At 63.7% G+C, this 18,025-nt stretch carries 19 protein-coding genes; 1 reads left to right on the forward strand and 18 read right to left on the reverse strand.

Annotation, left to right across the window (positions count from 1 at the left end; all coding sequences use genetic code 11):
• Positions 1 to 6: 6 nt before the first annotated feature.
• The 15 genes from N7E70_RS27580 to N7E70_RS30960 all read right to left on the reverse strand — a co-directional run bounded on the left by N7E70_RS27580 (position 7) and on the right by N7E70_RS30960 (position 14,422).
• Complete coding sequence (locus N7E70_RS27580) at positions 7 to 870, reverse strand: ABC transporter permease (protein ID WP_154384454.1); 864 nt, start codon at positions 868 to 870, stop codon at positions 7 to 9.
• Entirely contained in the window at positions 867 to 1,973 is a 1,107-nt protein-coding gene (locus tag N7E70_RS27585; RefSeq protein WP_067968408.1) for an ABC transporter ATP-binding protein, read from the reverse strand. The genes N7E70_RS27580 and N7E70_RS27585 overlap by 4 nt, the downstream gene beginning before the upstream one ends.
• On the reverse strand, positions 1,973 to 3,028 hold the full coding sequence (locus N7E70_RS27590) for an ABC transporter substrate-binding protein (RefSeq protein ID WP_067967315.1): 1,056 nt from the start codon (positions 3,026 to 3,028) through the stop codon (positions 1,973 to 1,975). The genes N7E70_RS27585 and N7E70_RS27590 overlap by 1 nt, the downstream gene beginning before the upstream one ends.
• Before the next feature lie 57 nt (positions 3,029 to 3,085).
• Positions 3,086 to 3,748 (reverse strand): RraA family protein, encoded by a 663-nt coding sequence (locus N7E70_RS27595; protein WP_067967307.1) that lies wholly within the window; start codon positions 3,746 to 3,748, stop codon positions 3,086 to 3,088.
• 14 nt (positions 3,749 to 3,762) lie between these two features.
• Positions 3,763 to 4,566: a carbon-nitrogen hydrolase family protein gene (locus N7E70_RS27600; protein WP_154384453.1), complete on the reverse strand. Its 804-nt coding sequence runs from the start codon at positions 4,564 to 4,566 to the stop codon at positions 3,763 to 3,765.
• Positions 4,567 to 4,671: 105 nt separating this feature from the next.
• Positions 4,672 to 5,568 (reverse strand): LysR family transcriptional regulator, encoded by an 897-nt coding sequence (locus N7E70_RS27605; RefSeq protein WP_067968402.1) that lies wholly within the window; start codon positions 5,566 to 5,568, stop codon positions 4,672 to 4,674.
• A gap of 502 nt (positions 5,569 to 6,070) precedes the next feature.
• Positions 6,071 to 6,829, reverse strand: a complete 759-nt coding sequence (locus N7E70_RS27610) for an ATP-binding cassette domain-containing protein (RefSeq protein ID WP_067967304.1) — start codon at positions 6,827 to 6,829, stop codon at positions 6,071 to 6,073.
• The gene (locus N7E70_RS27615; RefSeq protein ID WP_067967301.1) at positions 6,826 to 8,040 is read right to left on the reverse strand and encodes an alanine racemase; all 1,215 of its coding nucleotides are present in this window, start codon (positions 8,038 to 8,040) and stop codon (positions 6,826 to 6,828) included. The genes N7E70_RS27610 and N7E70_RS27615 overlap by 4 nt, the downstream gene beginning before the upstream one ends.
• A gap of 10 nt (positions 8,041 to 8,050) precedes the next feature.
• Positions 8,051 to 9,028 (reverse strand): ABC transporter permease, encoded by a 978-nt coding sequence (locus N7E70_RS27620; protein WP_067967298.1) that lies wholly within the window; start codon positions 9,026 to 9,028, stop codon positions 8,051 to 8,053.
• Positions 9,029 to 9,065: 37 nt separating this feature from the next.
• The gene (locus tag N7E70_RS27625) at positions 9,066 to 10,124 is read right to left on the reverse strand and encodes a substrate-binding domain-containing protein (RefSeq protein ID WP_263008195.1); all 1,059 of its coding nucleotides are present in this window, start codon (positions 10,122 to 10,124) and stop codon (positions 9,066 to 9,068) included.
• 72 nt (positions 10,125 to 10,196) lie between these two features.
• Positions 10,197 to 11,252, reverse strand: coding sequence for a substrate-binding domain-containing protein (locus N7E70_RS27630; RefSeq protein ID WP_269441485.1), 1,056 nt, complete (start codon positions 11,250 to 11,252; stop codon positions 10,197 to 10,199).
• A 33-nt stretch (positions 11,253 to 11,285) separates the two neighbouring features.
• Entirely contained in the window at positions 11,286 to 12,545 is a 1,260-nt protein-coding gene (locus N7E70_RS27635) for a M20 family metallopeptidase (protein WP_263008197.1), read from the reverse strand.
• Positions 12,542 to 13,798, reverse strand: coding sequence for an ROK family transcriptional regulator (locus tag N7E70_RS27640; RefSeq protein ID WP_269441477.1), 1,257 nt, complete (start codon positions 13,796 to 13,798; stop codon positions 12,542 to 12,544). Before N7E70_RS27640 ends, N7E70_RS27635 begins: the two co-directional genes overlap by 4 nt.
• Before the next feature lie 205 nt (positions 13,799 to 14,003).
• A complete protein-coding gene (locus tag N7E70_RS30955; protein ID WP_263008199.1) occupies positions 14,004 to 14,279 on the reverse strand; it encodes a hypothetical protein in 276 nt (91 codons plus the stop codon).
• Positions 14,276 to 14,422: a GMC oxidoreductase gene (locus N7E70_RS30960; protein ID WP_263008200.1), complete on the reverse strand. Its 147-nt coding sequence runs from the start codon at positions 14,420 to 14,422 to the stop codon at positions 14,276 to 14,278. Before N7E70_RS30960 ends, N7E70_RS30955 begins: the two co-directional genes overlap by 4 nt.
• 24 nt (positions 14,423 to 14,446) lie before the next feature.
• Here N7E70_RS30960 and N7E70_RS30965 point away from each other — a divergent pair, with 24 nt between their 5' ends.
• Positions 14,447 to 14,620: a hypothetical protein gene (locus N7E70_RS30965; RefSeq protein ID WP_263008201.1), complete on the forward strand. Its 174-nt coding sequence runs from the start codon at positions 14,447 to 14,449 to the stop codon at positions 14,618 to 14,620.
• Positions 14,621 to 14,662: 42 nt separating this feature from the next.
• On the opposite strand, the gene N7E70_RS27655 is transcribed toward N7E70_RS30965, so the two are convergent.
• The 3 genes from N7E70_RS27655 to N7E70_RS27665 form a co-directional block, all read right to left on the reverse strand.
• Positions 14,663 to 15,907 carry a betaine/proline/choline family ABC transporter ATP-binding protein gene (locus tag N7E70_RS27655; protein WP_263008202.1) on the reverse strand — a complete coding sequence of 415 codons (1,245 nt, stop codon included), beginning with the start codon at positions 15,905 to 15,907 and terminating at the stop codon, positions 14,663 to 14,665.
• 4 nt (positions 15,908 to 15,911) lie between these two features.
• On the reverse strand, positions 15,912 to 16,784 hold the full coding sequence (locus N7E70_RS27660; protein ID WP_263008203.1) for an ABC transporter permease: 873 nt from the start codon (positions 16,782 to 16,784) through the stop codon (positions 15,912 to 15,914).
• Between the two features lie 140 nt (positions 16,785 to 16,924).
• A complete protein-coding gene (locus N7E70_RS27665; RefSeq protein ID WP_263008204.1) occupies positions 16,925 to 17,929 on the reverse strand; it encodes a glycine betaine ABC transporter substrate-binding protein in 1,005 nt (334 codons plus the stop codon).
• Between the last annotated feature and the right edge of the window lie 96 nt (positions 17,930 to 18,025).

Genomic DNA, 18,025 nt, shown 5'->3' on the forward strand with positions numbered 1-18,025 from the left:
CCCTCCTCAGTCCAGACGCCGCAGCACGGCGGAATATGCCCAGAGTGCCGCCCCGAAGACGATGAGCACCAGGATCGACAGCGTCGAGGCCAACGGCCAGTTGAGCGTCACGATGGCCTGGTCGTAGATCTCGGTGGCGAGCAGGAAGACGCGGCCGCCGCCCATCAGCTTGGGCGTGATGAAGGACGACACTGCGAGCACGAAGCACAAGAGGCAACCGAGGGCGATGCCGGGCAATGTCAGCGGCAGGATCACCTTCAGGAAGGTCCGCGACGGAGTGGCGCCAAGCGTCCGCGCGGCCTCCTCAACGCGCGGGTCGAGCCGCCCGAAACCGGCCATCAGCGCCAGGATCATGTAAGGCATCAGGATCTCGGTCAGGCCGATGAAGACACCCTTGATGTTGAACATCAGGCTGGGCGCCGGCAGTCCGACGGCCTTGATGGCGCTGACCACCGGGCCGTCGTCGACAAGAATGGCAATCCAGCCATAGGTACGCACAACCGCCGAGGTAAGCAGCGGCGAGATGACGAGCACGGTGAGGAAAGTCCGCCACGAGCCGGTCGACCGATGCAGGTAAAGCGCGATCGGATAGGAGACGACCAGCGTCGTCAGCGTGATGGCGAGGCTGATCCAGACCGAGTTGAAGACCAGTTCGAGATAGAACGGATCGCTCAGCAGCCCGGCCCAGTTGTCCCAGGTGAAGACGTTCTCGATGCCGCCGCCGATGCGCGACTTGTTGAACGAATAGCGGGCGAGGTTGAGCACCGGCAGGATGAAACCGATCGCATTGATCAGCGCGATCGGCAGGAGCAGCATGACGGCCAGTTCGCCGTTGCGCCATTGGCGCGGGAGGGTGGCTGCCGCGCTCATTGGCCGCCGCCCGGATAGACCAGCGTGTCCTCGGCCGACCAGCCGAGCACCACACTGTCGCCGACGCCGACCGGCCTGCGCTCGCGCCGCGTCGCCTCTTCGACCACGATCTCGTCGTCGCCGACACGAACCCCGTATTGGACGAGGTCGCCGACGAAGGTGAGGCCCGACACTGTGCCCTTGACCTTGTTGTCGGCTTCCCTGGTGTCGCCCGCCTGACCCTGGAGATGGATCCGGTGCGGCCGCACGAGGACCTCGACAGCCCCGGGGGCGACCGTGGTGGCGGAGTGGAGCTGTTGTCCGGCAGCCGAGAGGACGCCATCCGACCCGATCTTGCCCTTGAGCTTGTTGGTGCGGCCGACGAAGTTGGCGACGAAGGCCGTTGCCGGCCGCTCATAGACCTCGGTCGGCGTGCCGAACTGCTCGACATGACCGTTTCGCATGACAACGACGCGGTCGCACATCGACAGCGCCTCAACCTGGTCATGGGTGACGAACACCGCGGTGATGCCGCTCTCCTGCTGCAGGGCGCGGATCTGGACGCGCATCTCGTCTCGCAGCTTGGCGTCGAGATTGGACAACGGCTCGTCGAGCAGAAGGATCGACGGCTGGATCACCAGCGCACGGGCAAGTGCTACGCGCTGCTGCTGGCCGCCCGAAAGTTCCTTGGGCTTGCGGTGGGCGAGATGGCTGAGTTGCACCATTTCGAGCGCCCGGCCTGCCCGCTCCTCCGCCTCGCGTCCCGAGACATTGCGCATCTGCAGACCGAACTGGACGTTGCGCGAGACGTTCATGTGCGGGAACAGGGCGTAGCTCTGGAACACCATGCCAATGTCGCGGTCATGGATGGGAAGGCGCGTGATGTCGCGCCCTCCCACCACGATGTGGCCACGGGAGGGCGTGTTGAGCCCGGCGATGATCCTGAGCGTCGTGGTCTTGCCGCAGCCGGACGGGCCGAGGAACGCAACCATTTCACCTTTGCGGACCGAAAGATCGAGCGACGGGATGACATTGACGTTGCCGAAGCTGACGCCAATGTTTTGCAGCCTGAGATGCTCTTCGGGGGCGGAAGAGACGGGCATGTGCGACTCCCGGACCAACATCAGCGGCTGAGCGGGATGACGCGGCGGCGCCACTGCTCGGTGATGGCCTCGCGGATCTTGGCGACCTCGAGCCAGTTGATTGCGATCATCTTGTCCATCACGCCGGCCGCCGTGCGTTCGAGCGCCTTTTCCGAGATCAGTGCGGCGGCCTTCGCGTTGGTCGGCGCATAGAACATCTGTTCGGTGAACGCCGCCTGGGCCTCCGGGCTCAGCGCATAGTCGACGAACTTCTTGGCGCTTTCGCTTGCTGGCCCGCCCTTGACCAGGCCGATGACGTTGATCTGGAAGCCGCTGCCTTCCTGGGGCAGCACGACGCCGAGCTTGCCGGCCGACAGGTCGGAATAGACCTGGGCGCGTGCGTTCCAGCCGATGCCGATGGCAGCCGTGCCGCTGGAGATGGGCTGGTAGACGTCGGGGCGCGGTTCCCAGGTCTGGACATTGGGCGCCAGTTCCTCGAGCCGCTTGATGCCGGCGTCGACGCTCTGGATGTAGTCGGTGCCGCCGGCCATCTTGTCGGTAATGATGGTCAGCGTCGTGCCCTGGATGTCAGGCACGGCTGGGATGGAGACCTGCTTGGCGTATTGTGTGTCCCACAGCGCATTCCAGGAGGTCGGTGCTTCTTTCACCTTGTCGGTGTTGTAGAGCAGGACAAGGTTGTCGAAGGTCACGCCGACGGCGTTGACGCCGTCGGCCCTGGCCTGCGGGTAGAGGTCGGCGAGGTGCTTGGTGACGGTCTCGTCCATCGGGGCGAAGATGCCCTCATCGGTGGCAGCCTTGGCCACCGAGACGTCCATGATGGCGATGTCGATCTGCGGCGCGCTGACCTGGGCGCGGAGCGTGCCGAGCATCTGGGCCGAGTTCGGCATGCCGTAGAACTCGACCTTGACGTCGGGGTTGGCCTTCATGAAGGGCTCGACGACGGCCTTCACGTAGTTTTCCTGGAAGATGCCCGAATAGGCGGTGAGTACCACCGTGTCGGCCATCGCCGCCGATGCGGCGATGGACATGGCAAGCGCTGTCAGGCTCACGCCGGCGGCGCGTTTGAATGCAGTCATCAGATATTCCTCCGTTCCTGAACCGAAATTGTTCCCGTTTGTCGATATTGGGCCGCGTCAGGCGGCCGAGGCGTCCACGATCCTGGTGGCGCCTGAGATGTCCGGCAGCTTCTCGCCGTTGCGCAGCCGCTCGAGCAGGACGAGCTCGTTCTGCTGCATGCCGATGGCCTTGTCGGCCGCCCATTCGGCCTTCGCGGGATCGAGCACAAGGACGCCGCTCTCGTCGGCGATGATGGCATCGCCCGGGTTGACCGTCTGGCCGCCGACCGACACCGGCACGTTGATCGCGCCTTCGAGGCCGAGGATCTTTGTGGTGATCGGCGACGGGCCGCGGCACCACATCGGCAGATCGACCCGACGGATCTCCGAGAAGTCCGTCGCCGGGCCGTCGATGACGGCGCCGACGATGCCGCCGAGCTTCATCGAATGAGTCACCACGCCGCCCCAGCAGGCGTGCTTGTTGTCGCCGCAACGGTCGACGACGACGAAATCGCCCGGACGGACCAGCTTGGTGAGATAGTGCAGGATGGTCGAGTCGGCATGAGGCAGGCGCACGGTCACGGCAGTGCCGGCGATGCGCTTCTCCGGCAGCACGGCGCGCAGCTCGCGGTCCATGAAGCCCGAATGCAGGAAGTGGCCGACGGTAGCTGTCTCGACCTGCTCCATCTTCTTGATGAGGTCAGGCGCGATCTGCTGCGGCATGGCATTGACGACGAACATTGGGGGGCAGCTCCTTAGAGGACGTGGTGCTGGGCGACTGGAACGTCGCGGCGAACATTGGCGACGCGGTTCAGGTCGACCGTGGCGGTGGCCGAACCAACACCGTCGGAGCACTGGGCGACCATCAGGCCCCAGGGGTCGATGACCATCGAATGGCCCCAGCACCATTTCTTGCCTTCGGCATGGGCGCCGGTCTGGCCGACGGCGACAAAATAGGTCTGGGTTTCGACGGCACGGGCCCGGGCCAAAAGCTCCCAGTGATCCTTGCCCGTCATAAGCGTGAAGGCGGCCGGCAGGACGATGACGTCGGCACCCTTGTCGCGCAGGGCACGGAACAGCTCGGGGAAGCGGATGTCGTAGCAAATGGCGCAGCCGACGGTCGTGTCGCCGACCTTGTAGGTCACCACGTCTTCGCCGCGGCTGATCGTATCGGACTCGCGGTAGGAGACGCCGCCGGGCGTGTCGATGTCGAACAGGTGCATCTTGCGATATTTGGCGATCTCCTCGCCCTTCGGCCCGAACACGACCGTCGCATTGTAGTGGTTGTTGCCGGCCTTCTCGACCATGGAGCCGCAATGCAGGGTGACGCCGAGTTCCCGCGCCAACGACGCCATGCGCTTGTAGGAAGCCCCGTCGGGGAAATATTCGCCGCTGCCATGGACCGCGTCGCGACCCTCGCCGAGGAAGGCGAAATATTCGGGCAGCACCACCAGCTCCGGCTTCTCCGCGGCGACCACCTCGCGCACCAAACGCTCGGCATCGTCGAGGTTCCGCGCCTTGTCGGAACCGGAATTCATTTGCACCATACTGATCTTCATCGAAGTCCTCCAAGTCTCATCTGGAGGTATCGTCAGGCCTCGGCGAGGTGATGACAAACGATAAAGAATTGTCGTCCCCGATAGAAAAAACTTGTGCACCCAAGGCTACGCCGAAACGCCCATCGTGTGCAGCGACGCCTCTCGCGCGATCACCGAAAGCATTGATGGAATTAGATTTTCAGGATCATCGGCATAGACGGCATGGAGCTTGAGCGCCGGGAACTGCGGCGTGATCGAGAGCAGCTGCAGCACGCCCGACGCGATCATCGGCGCCACGAGCGGCAGCGGCAACAACGCGACGCCGACACCATCGCAGGCGAGCCGCGACATCGCCGAAAGCGAGTTCGAATTGGAGATCACGGGGGGCGACACACCCAGTTCCTCGAACTGCCGGAGCAGCCAGATATGCGGCACGCTGTTGCGCGAGAAGGTCAGCACTGGATAGGCGCGAAGGTCCTCCAGATTGAGCCTGCTGTCGCCAAGACCGAAGGAGGGCGCGGCGACCCAGACGCATTCCATGCTGCCGAGGTCGATGTTCTTGAGGCCCGGGCTCAGCACCGGGCCCATCAGCAGCGCGAGGTCCAACCGCCGCTCGCTCACCTCGCGCCCGATCGCCAGCGACGTGTCGACATTGAGATCGAGCCCGAGCGAGGGAAAACGCTCCTTCACGCGTTCGATGAAGTTGGGCAGCCAGGCATGCACGATCGAATCGATGGTGCCGATCGTCACCGTTGCCCTCAGCTGCTGCGGGCTGCCGATCGCCACCTTGAAACTTGTCGCCGCCTTGAGCAGTTCCTCGGCCGGCTGCAATGCCCGCTGCCCGATCGTCGACAGCCGCACGCCGCCGGGCAAGCGCTCGAACAGCTCGCAGCCCATCTCCGCTTCCAGGCTGGCGATGCGATTGGAAACGGCCGCTTGCGTCGCGTTCAGCCGATCAGCCGCGGCGCGAAAGCTCCCCAGCCGGGCGACCCAGACGAAGGTTTCGACGAAGCGCAGGTTCATCGCCGATCCATAGTCCAGCCAATCGGCCAAGACAAATCAAAGTCGGCACTTCGTCACCATCGCGCCTGTAGCTGCTCGACATACGAGAAGTGGCGATCACAAACCGCTGTCGCCGCAGGTCGGCACCCAACTGGTCAGGCACTTTCAGCATAGCATTTCGACAATGCCCTGCATCAACGTGCGTTCCAGCGCCAAGCGGCCAGAACCGCTCACAAAAAAGACCCGCGGCAACACCGCGGGTCCATAGTTTTGGCATATCCGAGTACACTGGGAGCCCCTCACCAAATCCGGACGGCCGCCGGAGGGGACACTGCCAGCAAGGCAGCTTGTTCTAGCCGCAGCGGCGCATCGTGGACGGGGCGTTCTGGAAGAACCGATCGTCGCCAGCGGGAGCCCAGGCGAGATTCCCCTGCTGCTCGACAAGCTCTCAAGTATTTCAGATCTGGCGCGACATTTGAGTTTCAGTCATTCGCTTTGCCGGCTCCAAAACCCGGGCGCGCAGTCAGCTCTGCTGCAGACCGGTGATCATTGCGATAATCTCGTTCTTGTCGGTCTTCTTGGTCTCGCGCACGCCGATCTGCTTGCCGCGGCGAAGCACGCAGATGCGGTCGGAGAGCTTGAAGACCTGATCGAGGCTGTGGCTGATGATCAGGACGCCGATGTTGCGGGTCTTCAGCGAGGCGACGATCTCTTCCACCTTGGCAGTTTCCGCGACGCCAAGCGCGGCGGTGGGTTCGTCGAGCAGGATCAGCTTGCTGGCCCAATGCGTCGCCCGGGCGATGGCGACACCCTGACGCTGGCCGCCTGAAAGGTCGCGGATCGTTGAATGCGCGGAGGGGATGCGGACATCGAGTTCCGTCACCAGCTTTTCCGTCTCGGCGATCATCCGGCGCCGGTCGAGAAGGCCTAAGGCATTCGTCGGCTCGCGGCCAAGGAACATGTTCATATAGACCGTCTGCTGGTCGGCGAGCGCGAGGTCCTGGTAGACGACCTCGATGCCATGCGCACGCGCCATCGTCGCATTGGACATGGCGACGGTTTCGCCCTCGATGGCGATCGACCCGGAAGTCGGCAGGTACACGCCCGAGATGATCTTGATCAGCGTCGACTTGCCGGCGCCGTTGTCGCCGACCAGGGCGACGATTTCGCCTGGATAGACCTCCAGCGAAAAGTTCTCGATGGCGACGATGCCGCCAAACGTCTTGCGGATATCATTGAGCCCAAGAACGGGGCGGCCGCTGACGGCAGCGTTCGTGTTCATGCTCTGCCCTCTTCGATCGGCCAGGCGGTGGTTTCGCCGAATGAATTCTCGATGCTCTCCACCTTCGGCACGCCTGACGAAATGCCGGACACACCGACGACATAGGCCCGGGTGACAAACGCTTGTCCGCGGAATCCGAAGACGGCCGTGTCGCCGGGCTTTGGCGCGCCAGGGCCGGTCGCGTCGATCATCGCGTAGTAGTCGATGGCCGAGGGCGGCGGGATTTCGACGCTGCGCAAGGCGCCTGCCGCGACCGTCGGCTCGTCGGAGACGATGGCCTTGACGTCGTAGTCCGGGAAAATCGGGTCGATGTAGAAGCCACCACCGAAACAATAGGCCTTGCCGCCCGAGAGGTGGGAGACTTCGGTGAGATAGAGCATGGCGGGCAACTCCGGCAGGTCATCCACGACATGAAGGGCCGTGGTGCCATGCAGGCCATTGCCAGGCTCGCATTGCGTGGCGCCGGCTTCTGCCAGTGCGGCAAGCAGCACGCTTGAGGTCGTGCCGGGAGCGTTGACCTCGATATTCCGGCGCCCAACCCTCGCCAGCGCCTCAGCGGTTTTCGTCAGCGTTGCGAGATTGGGCGTCGGCAGGACCTTGCGGGCCTGGTGATCGAAGAGCAGCGCCGGGAAGGTGGTGATGCCGGCGAAACGGCCGCCATCGAGGCTGTCGAACATGCCGGCGACCTCAACGACGTCGGCCGCCTCGAACCCGCCTTCGTGACCGCGGTAGAACGTATCGCCTTCGGCATGGATGCGGGCGAGCAGGTTCTGTACGCGCCCGGCAGCCTTGGCGCCGGCTGCGGCCTCGCGCGCCTTTGTCTCATTGAACACGGTCCAGTAATCCGGCTGAAGCACCCTTGCAGCACCATTGGCCTCGTGGCGGGCGACCTGCTGGAGATGGCCGAGATGGCCAAGCTTGAGGCCGGCCCTGTGGGTCGCCTTGGCACAGGCCATATCGACGGCCACGGAACGCTCGATGCCGCCGCGCAGGATCGCCTGGCAGGCCGAGCTCGAGCGGCCGAACTGCTTGGTCATGGCAAAGATCTTCAGGCCGAGCCGCGTCGCCTCGTCCTTGAGGACACCGGCGTTACGCTCGATCGTATCGAGGTCGATCACATAGGCATTGGCCGGGATCTTGCCCTCGCGGTGAAGTTTTTGCGCTGCTTCGACGAAGCCTGGATTGCGCCGGCGCAAGACGTCGAGAAACATTCGATCCTCCTCAGCGGGACTTTTCGCGCAGCGACACGGCGACTGCGGCAAGAATGATGAGACCGCGAACGATCATCTGGTCGGAAACGGAAAGGCCCATCAGGATGAGACCATTGTTGAGCATGCCCATCATCAGCGAGCCGACGAGCGCGCCGATGATCGAGCCCTTGCCGCCATTGAGCAGCGTGCCACCAACGATGACGGCAGCGATGACCGTCATCAGGTCGGTCTCGCCGAGCGTGTATTTCGCGGCTTGCAGGCGACCGGCATAGAGCAGGCCGGCAAGGCCGGCGAGCGCACCTGAGATCATCAGTACGGCAAGCCGCATCTTCGGCACCGAAATGCCGGAAACACTGGCCGCCCGGGCATTGTCGCCGATCGCCAGGACATGCGCGCCGAAACGGGTTTCACGATACAGGATATGACCGAAGGCGACCGCAATCGCCGTCCACCAGATGAGCGACGGAATGCCGAGCAGCGATCCGGAACCGAAGAAGCCGGTGAAGGCCTCATTAGTGACGGGAATGCTGCGCAGGTCTGTCATCGATCGCGACACACCGGCAAACAGTCCCAGCGTCGCAAGCGTGACAAGGAAGGACGGCAGCCTGACATAGGCGACGAGCACACCATTGACGAGGCCGATCAACAGGCCGCACCCGAGCCCCGCCAAGACGCCGGGGACTAGGCCGTAACCCTGCATGGTGACCGCGGCAGCAAGCGCTGCCACGGCAACCGTCGAGCCGATGGAGAGGTCGATCTCTCCCGCCGACATGACGAAGACGAGGCCGATGGCCATGATCGTCACCGGCGCGGTCTGCAGCACGATGTTCGAGAGGTTGCGGACGGTCAGGAACCCGCTGTCCTTCAGCACGATGGCGAAGAACAGGAAGATCGCCAGGAAGCCGACGTAGACGACATATTGCTGCAGGTTGACGCGGCCGGCCAGCCCCGCCGCGCGGACCGCGGCACCCTGATTGGTACTGGACATGATTTATCTCCGTGAATGAGAGCCGACCGGACGTGGCTTATTTCAGGGCATCGGCAATGGATTGCGGGACGTCCTTGTTCAGCGACGTCTTCCAGCCCTCCTTCACCGTGTCCTTGGTGACGGCTAGGGAATCGACGACGAGAAAGGGCGCAGCCTCCTTGCCGAGCATCGCGCCGGCCGCCGAGCGGGCTGCGGTTACGCCGATATTGTAGGCCTCGTCGGCGATCAGCGCCGCGACGCTGCCGCCCTTGACCATGTCGAGCGCCGCCGGCTCATTGAGGTCGAGGGTGACGATCCTGGTGTGGCTGTTGCCCGCCGAGCGCAGCGCGGACAGTACGCTCAGGGCCGGCTCGGCCCAGGTGACGTAGATGCCGTCGAGGTCGGGGTGCTGCGTCACCATCGCCTGGGCGATCTCCTCGCTGCGGGCGGGATCGGCCATGCCCTGCTCGGCGACGATCTTCATGTCAGGATAGTCCTGCTCGATGGTCTTCTTGAAGGCCTGGTCGCGCTGGTTGGTCACGTAGAAATCGGCGTCATGGAAGATGTAGCCGACCTTGCCCTTCTTGCCCAAGGCGTCGGCCATCGCGACGGCGGCCTTGCTGCCCATCTGGAACAGGTCGTCGGAAACGATCGTCACATAGTCCTTGCCATGTTCGTAGCCGGCCGGCGAATTGTCGACGAAGGCGAGCTTGACCCCGGCGGCGCGGGCTGGATCGTAGACGGCGGCGGCGCTGGCCGGATCGACCGGAAGCGACACGATGATCGATGGCTTCTTGGCCAGCACCGTCTCGACATCGGCCTTCTGGCGCGCGCCGTCAAAGCCGGCATCGGTCTGCGCAACGACCTCGATGCCGAGGCGCTTGAATTCGTCCTGGGCACCGGCATTCACCGCATTGGTGTATTCGCTCATCTCGTGCCAGACGAGGGCAGCGGTAAACCTGCCATCCTTGATGTTCTGTTCTTCCTCGGCTGTCAGTGTGACGGTGCTTGCGGCCGTCGGCCCTTCGCCATGCGGTCCTGTCGTCGCGCCGTCTGCCGCGTAGGCGTGAGCGCCCAGAAGGCCGGTCATCAAGGCCAGTGTCGTTGCAATGCGCATGGTTTCCTCCCGTGAAACTGCGATACTCGGGTTACGGGACTGCGGCGGCCTGGCGCCGCCGCAGTCAGTCGGTCACTTCGCTGCGTCGAGCACCGATTGCGGCGCGTCGCGGTTCAGCGAGTCTTTCCAGCCTTGGGACACATTGTCCTTGGTGACCGTCAGCGCCGGGGCAACGACGAAGGCCGGCGTCTCCTGACCGAGCAGCGACTTCATGCCGGCAGCCGCCATGGCGCGGCCGAGTTCATAGGCCTTGTCGGCGACCAGCGCCGTCACATTGCCGCCCTTGACCATGTCGAGGGCGACCGGCTCGGCGAGATCGAGCGTGACGATCTTCGTCTTGGTGTTACCCGCGCCGCGCAGCGCCGCCAACACGCCGTCCGCCGGCTCGGCCCAGGTGACGTAGATACCGTCGAGATCCGGATTTTTCAGCAGCATCGCATTGGCCAGCTCCTCGGCGCGCGCCGGATCGGAAATGCCCTGGTCCGCGACGATCTTGATGTCAGGATAGTCCTTCTCGATGGTCGACTTGAATGCCTGGTCACGCTGGTTGGTGACGTAGTAGGTGGCGTCGTGGAAGATGTAGCCGACCGTACCCTTGCCGCCGATGGACTTGGCCAACGCATCGGCCGCCTGCTTGCCCATCTGATAGAGATCGTCGGTGACGATCGCGGCATAGTCTGCGCCATGCTTGTAGTCTTTCGGCACGTTCGACAGGAACACCAGCTTGGCGCCATCGGTGACGGCCTGGCGGAACGCTTCGGCCGACGTCACCGGATCGAGCGGCAATGCCAGGATGACGTTCGGCTTGGCGGCAAGTGCTGTCTCGATGTCGCTGCGCTGGCGCGCGGCGTCGAACTGGGCATCCGTCGTCACGGCAATGTCGATGCCGGCGCGCTTGAACTCATCGGTCGCGCCCTGGCCGACCGCATTGGTGAAGTCGGACGAGGTGTGCCAGAGCAGTGCTGCCTTGTAGCCCTTGTCCTTCAGCGCCGCGATGTCAGCGTCACTGAGCGTGACTTCGGAACTCGGCGTTGCTGCCTCACCGGCCGGGCCGACGGTCTGGGCAATGGCAGTTCCGGCGCTCATGATAAGACCGGCGGTCAAGGCTCCGGTCAGCCATTTTGTCATCTGCATGGTCTCACTCCCTTTGGTTCGGATGGTTCAGTCAACTGTTCCGCAAAAACGCGCCATGAAGGCCGCAAAGCCGATGACGCCCGCGAGAAATTCTTCGATCTCGACGTGTTCGTTGTAGGTGTGGCAATTCCGGATATCGCCGGGCGCGCAATAGACCGCGGGGATACCGAGCCGGTTCACGAAGAAGGGCGATTCCGACCAGAACGGCGCCCCTTGAATGGTGCCGCGCCCGGACAGCGCGCTACCGATCGCCTGCGACAGCATCGCGACCTCAGGGGAGCCCGCATCAATCTCGGCTGCCGTACCGCCGAGTGCATGGTCTCGGCCGGCAGGGTAGGAAAAGTCCACCGCGATATCCGGGTCGTCGATGGCGCCACGCACGGCGGCTTCGATCTCTGCGGCTGCCTGGTCGAGCGACTCGCCCGGCAGAAGCTTGCGGATCAGCGACAATTCGCATTTTTCCGGGACGGCGATGTAACCGCCACCGCTGAGCCCGGTGATCAGCAGGAAGGAACGGCCGACAAGCGCGTGCTCGGCGCGAGCGGAAATTACCTCGGAGTGTTTCCACAGTGCGCTCATCGCCGCGTGGCTGGCGCGCAGCGCATCCTTGCCGAGTTCCGGCACACCGAAATAGGCCGAGCGCCCAGTGATGGTAATGTCGGTGATGAAGAAGCCGATCTGCGCCGGGTAAACGGCAAGCTGCGTCGGCTCGACATAGATGACGAAATCAGGCCGCTCGACCTCGCCGGCCTCCATGCGTGCCACGTAGTCCTTGATGCCGGCCGAGACGCCGGTGCCCGGCTGGCCGCTCTCCTCGTCGCCGATAAAGGCGAAAGAAACGTCACCGGCAAGCTGGATCCCTGCCGCATCGAGAAGCGCCATGGCAGCAAGCGACGAAGTGATGCCGGCCTTGAGGTCGCCTGCCCCACGGCCCCAGATCGCGCCGTCGACGATGGCCGCGCCAAAGGGATCCTCACGCTCGGTACCGGCCCAGTTTTCGCGCCAGCCATCGACATGGACGACGTCGGTATGGCCGATGAAGAGCAGGCGTTTGCCGCCGCCGGCACCTTTGCGCTCACCCCAGACATTCGGCCGCCCGGGCAGGAAATCTGCCGTCGTCACGTCGGAGAGACCGAGCTTGCGCATCGCGTCGGCTAGATAGGCGACGACATTGGCCTCGTTGCCGGTGATGCTGTCGCGATGGATCGCGCCGCGGAACAGGTCGATGGCTGCATCGCCATCGAGTGCCGCGCGAAGACGGCCGAAAAGGTCGCTTTCTACCGTCATTCTGCGGCCTCCTGGGGGGATTCCGCGCCGGTAGGCGGAAGGGAAAGGCCGGCATTCGGCGTTGCGACGCCGAAGAGCGTGTTGTGCAGCTGGCTGAGGCCAACCGCCGTCGCCCCGACAAGTGCCGCCCGCGCCCCAAGTTCGCCGGAGACGACGTCGACCGGGTAGGGAAAGCACTGCGGCAGGAAGTGGCGTGCGCGCTCCAGGATTTCTGGTCGAAGGCCGATGGAGCCGCCGAGGATCACGAGTTGCGGGTTGGCGATGGCGCAGATAGCGGCAATGCCGCAGGCGACCTGACGCGATGTTTCGTCGATGGCGGCAACGGCCGCTGCGTCTCCGGCTGCGGCGCGTTCAAATATGACGGGAACGCTGATGTTCTCGCCGGTGGCAGCTTCGTAGCGCTCGATGATACCGTGCGTGGCGACCGCGCGTTCATAGGCACCGACCCGAAGCGACTCCGGATCGAATGGATTGGCGCCAATCGGCAGGAAGCCCATTTCGCCGGCCGCGTTGGCCGCGCCGCGCACGAGATTGCCTCCAAGGATGAGCCCGCTGCCGATACCCGTGCCGAGCGCCACATAGGCAAGATTGTCGATACCCTGCCCCTGGCCTTGCCAACTTTCGCCGAGTGCCGCGAGGTTGACGTCGTTTTCAAGAACGACGTCGAAGCCAAGCGCTTGCCTGAAGGCCTCCAGCACATCCATGGTGTCGAAATCGCGGATATTCGGCGCAAGCAGCACCCGGCCGGTGCGGTTGTCGGGCGCACCGGGAACGCCCACGACTGCAAGCCGCAGTTTGTCACGCGCCACCTTGGCCCTTTCAGCGGCCGAAAGCGCCATACCGGCGATCTGCGTGACGAGCGGCCTGCCTCCGCGCAGATCAGTCGGAGCTGTATCTTCGATGACGATCTGTCCGGCAAGATCGGTCACCGCCACACGAACCTTGGTGCCACCCAGGTCGACGGCGACGATGAAAGCGGCATCGACGACCAGCTCATAGGTAACTGCCGTACGCCCGACATGACCACTCGTGCGCCCGGTCTCGCGCACCCAACCGCCATCCTCCAGGTCCCGGACGATTTCGGATATCGTTTGCTTCGAGAGCCCCGTCAGCTTGGCGATGGAGGCGCGCGAAATCGGCCCACCCTGAACGATCGCTTCCATGACGGAGCGCTGCGAGAATTGCCGGGAGATACGAGGTGCATCGGTCATATCGGCTCTATTAGTTCGTTCTGTCACCGAACTAAATATCAATATACGTGCTTCGTCAAGATGATTTCAAACTGTGTCGCCAGGCGAAGGCTTGCCTCCTCCTTCGGCGCCAGTCCGCAGTGTGGCGCGAGCGCAGACCGACCTGGCTGCAGCTCCGCCAACACGGGTCTTCCAGTACGACCGGCCCGAAAGGCTCTTCAGGATGGGCGATGATGTCGCGTTCGAGATCGGCGATCTCAGTGTCCGATTACGCCGTCCGCATCGGGTAACAACGACGAGCGGATGGAAGAGTTGTCGAAATCGTTGACGGCGTTGGCGCAGTAGTCGTCAGATGCGTGCCAGCACGGTGCACGCCCATGCTACGGCGCTCAGGCTGAAGGCGACGAAACCGGCTGCTGGCGCGCTGCGTCCGGCCGACGCCGGGCGCGATCCCGATGGCGGCGTTCGATGCGGCGAGCAGGAGGTTGCCGCGCACGATGTCGTCGGCGTCCGGCTCGGTCGGGAAGACCGAACTGTCGATCACCTGAGGCCCTCGATGCCCCTCACCTTCAGCTGGCCGTCGACGACGGCCATCGCATCCTCGCCCATGCGGCACGAGCCGCAAGGGTGGTAGGTGCTTTCCATCGTCTCGCGCACCCAGGCGTAGATATCGCCATTGTCGCGCACATGTTGGGGCCACGGCGCACCTATGTGACCGAGACTCCGATTTGCGGCGTCGATTTCGCCTGGGCTGCGGCGACCCCGCACATGGAAGGCACGCTGCTGCTGTTGCTTTCCGGCGCCTACATCGGCTTTCTCCCCGACCATTATGCCGAGGAGTCGGTGGCAAAGGCGATCTGCAGCTCCTGCTGCCCGAGCGCATGACCTTCGAGGATCCGTTTTACATCGCCTACCCCCGCTCGCGCCTCACGCGCGGCAGAGACCCTGGCCCAGGCGATCATCGGCCGCATTCGATGATCGCTTTACAACATCATCGAGCACCTGCGGCCTCTGGCGATGGTCCAAGTAGGCGGCGCCGCTCGACCGAGACAGCGCCTTGAATGCCAATTCGCGGGTGAGGACTCCGGCGGGCACCCCACCGTCCATGACCACGACGGCATCTTCGCCCGCCAGGAACGGAAAGCTCTGGCGAAGGGTCGCCGCAGCGTCGATGGATGCAACCCTCTTCGCATTTTCCGGCTCGCTCGAGGTAACAACACGCATATCCGTGCCATGCGCAACGATCACCGCCGGATGTTGGCGCAACAGCACGGCGGCCTGGTCACCCGTGGCTTCCGCCTGCGTCAGGACGGGAACCTTGGCAAAGGCGTCGTTGGCACAGAGCGCACGCGACAGGTCGACCTTGCGGACGAAACGCTCGACATAGTCGTCCGCCGGGCGGAACAGGATCTCTTCGCCGGTGCCGACCTGGCGCAACTCGCCATCCTTCAGAATGGCGATGCGATCACCGAGATGCAGGGCTTCGTCGAGATCATGGGTGATGAAGATGATGGTCTTCTTCAGCCGTGCCTGGATCTGCTTCAGCTGTTCCTGCATGTCGCTTTTGATCAGCGGGTCGAGCGCGCTGAAGGCTTCGTCCATCAACAGCACGTCTGCCTGCGTCGCAAGCGCCCGGGCGAGGCCGACCCGTTGCTGCATGCCGCCAGAGAGCTGGCGGGGAAAGCGGTGCTCGAACCCCTTGAGGCCGACGAGTTCGAGCTGCTCCATGCCGCGTGTCAGCGCCTCGCGCCGGTCCACGCCCTGCAGGATCGGCCCGCAGATCGTGTTCTCCAGCACCGTCTGATGCGGCAGCAGACCGAAGCGCTGGAACACCATGGAAATGCCGCTGCGGCGAAACGCCAACAATTCCCTGGCGTTCATGTCCATGATGTTGCGGCCGTCGACCAGGATGCGGCCGGCTGTCGGCTCGATCAGCCGGTTGAAATGACGGATCAGCGTCGACTTCCCGGAGCCCGAAAGCCCCATGATGACAAAGGTCTCGCCGCGGCGGATCGAGAAATCGATCCCCCTGAGGCCAACGATGCAGCCGGTCTTCTTCAGGACCTCGGCCTTCCCGGCGCCAGCGTGGAGTGCAGCCATTGCATCGTCCGGCCGGCTGCCGAAGATCTTGTAGACCTCATCGACCTGAATTTTCACGTCCGAAACGGTCACGATCCTACTCCCCGTGCTCGAGGTGTTTCTGGGCACGCCTGCCGTAGGACTGTGCGATGCGGTCGAAAATCACGGCGAGGAAGACGATGGCGATGCCGGCGACAAGGCCACGGCTTACCTCCAGCCGCTGGATCCCCTGCAACACCTGGTAGCCGAGCCCGCCGGCGCCGATCATCGATGCGATGACCACCATCGACAGCGCCATCATCGTCGTCTGGTTGATGCCGGCCATGATGGTCGGCAGGGCGAGCGGGATCTGGACCCTCACCAGCTTCTGGCTTGGTGTCGCACCAAAGGCGACAATCGCCTCGACCACCTCGCCGTCGACCTGGCGGATGCCGAGATCGGTCAACCTGATGACAGGTGGAATGGCGAAGAAGACGGTGGCGAGGACGGCCGGGATCTTGCCCGGCCCGAACAGCATGACGAAGGGGATCAGATAAACGAAGATCGGCAGCGTTTGCATGATGTTGAGCAACGGCAAGGCAATCGAGCGCAGCCTGTCGGACCGCGCCATGACGATGCCAAGCGGAATGCCAACCACAACGGCGACAACGGTCGCGGCGAGCATCAGCGCTACAGTCGCCATGGCGTCGTTCCACAGGCCGACAGCGCCGATGAAGAACAGCATGACGATCGCGCTGCCCGTCATTCGCAGGTTACGCGAGGCCGAGTAGGTCAAAAGGGCGATGCCGGCGATCGTGACATACCAGGGCAGCCATTGCAGGAAGGCCTCCATGGCACCGAGCAGCTTGAGCAGCGGTGCAAGCAACCGCTCGAGCGTGTCGCCGTAATTGGCAACGACCCAGCTGAAACCGTCATCGATCGCGAAGCGGAGCCCGCGCGTGTCCAGAAGCTCGGGAAAATTGTCTGCCACGGCATGACCCTTTCAAGGTTGGCAACCCGCGGCTCTCGCGGAGGCGGCCAGTTGCCGACGTTCCGCGGACAAGCGCCATGGGCATCGTATGCGAAGGGGCGGCCGCGCCCGGGGGAAGATACGCGGCCGCCAGGCTGCGATCAGAGCGCAGCCTTCACCTTCTCGGCGACATCGGCCGGGACCCATTTCGTCCAGATCGTTTCGTAGTTCTTGAAGAAATAGGCGGCGACTTCCTCGGGCGAAGCCTTGTTGTCGTCGCCCCAGGCCAGCACGTCGCTGATCTCGACGTTGGGCACCTGCATCTTCGACAGGAACTCGGCCACGGCAGGCGCCTTGTCCTTGAGGCTGGTGGTGGCCGCGACCGCAACTTCACCGACCGCCCAGCCCGTCAGTTCCGGCTTTTCGCATTTGGCATCGGTGAGGCAGGTGAATTTTGCCTGGTCGTAGGCCGGCATCTCGAGAACCTTGAGCTTGTACTTGCCGATCACTTCGGTCGGGCCCCAGTACCAGCCGATGAACGGCTTCTTGCGCGAGACCTGCCTGGCGATCATCGCCTTGAGGTTCGCACCCGAGCCGGTCGGATAGACCTCGTAGGTCGCTTCCAGGTCGAGCGCCTTGACCAGATTGTTGGTGATGATCTCGCAACCCCAGCCGGGCGGACAGGCATAGAAGCGGCCTTTGCCCGGGCTCGACGCGTCCTCGAACACCTGCCAGTTGTTCTTGAGATCGCTGACGGAGCGGATTTCCGGATGAGCCTCGGCGATGTAGTCAGGAATCCACCAGCCTTCCTGGCCGCCGCTGGCGAAGATGTCTCCCGCCTTGTAGACGGTTCCCTTGGCCAACATCTGGTCCCATGTCGACTTGACGGTGGAGACCCAGAGCTCGGGTGCGATGTCAGGCTCTCCCTTGGCCAGCATGGAAGATGCGGTCGGCACGGTATCGCCGGGCACGATCTGGACGTTGCAGCCATAGCCTTCGGCCAGGATCTCCTTGGTGACATAGGCGAGCGTACCGGCAGACAGCCAGGTCATTTCGGCGATCGTGATCGGGTCCTTCGTCCCGCATTCCGTGGCCTCGGCAGCATTGCTGCCGAGCACCATGCAGGCAAGGCAAACTCCCGCAAGAATGGATTTCTTGAGCTTCATCGCAGTTCCCTTTGTTGTCGTTGTGATGGCCTCGAGGGATACGATGTCGAAAGCAGTCACTTTTATCAAACCGAAATAACTGATCCGGATTTCAGA

Origin of the sequence: Aminobacter sp. NyZ550 (genome assembly GCF_025628925.2) — a bacterium.
Classification (GTDB): domain Bacteria; phylum Pseudomonadota; class Alphaproteobacteria; order Rhizobiales; family Rhizobiaceae; genus Aminobacter; species Aminobacter ciceronei.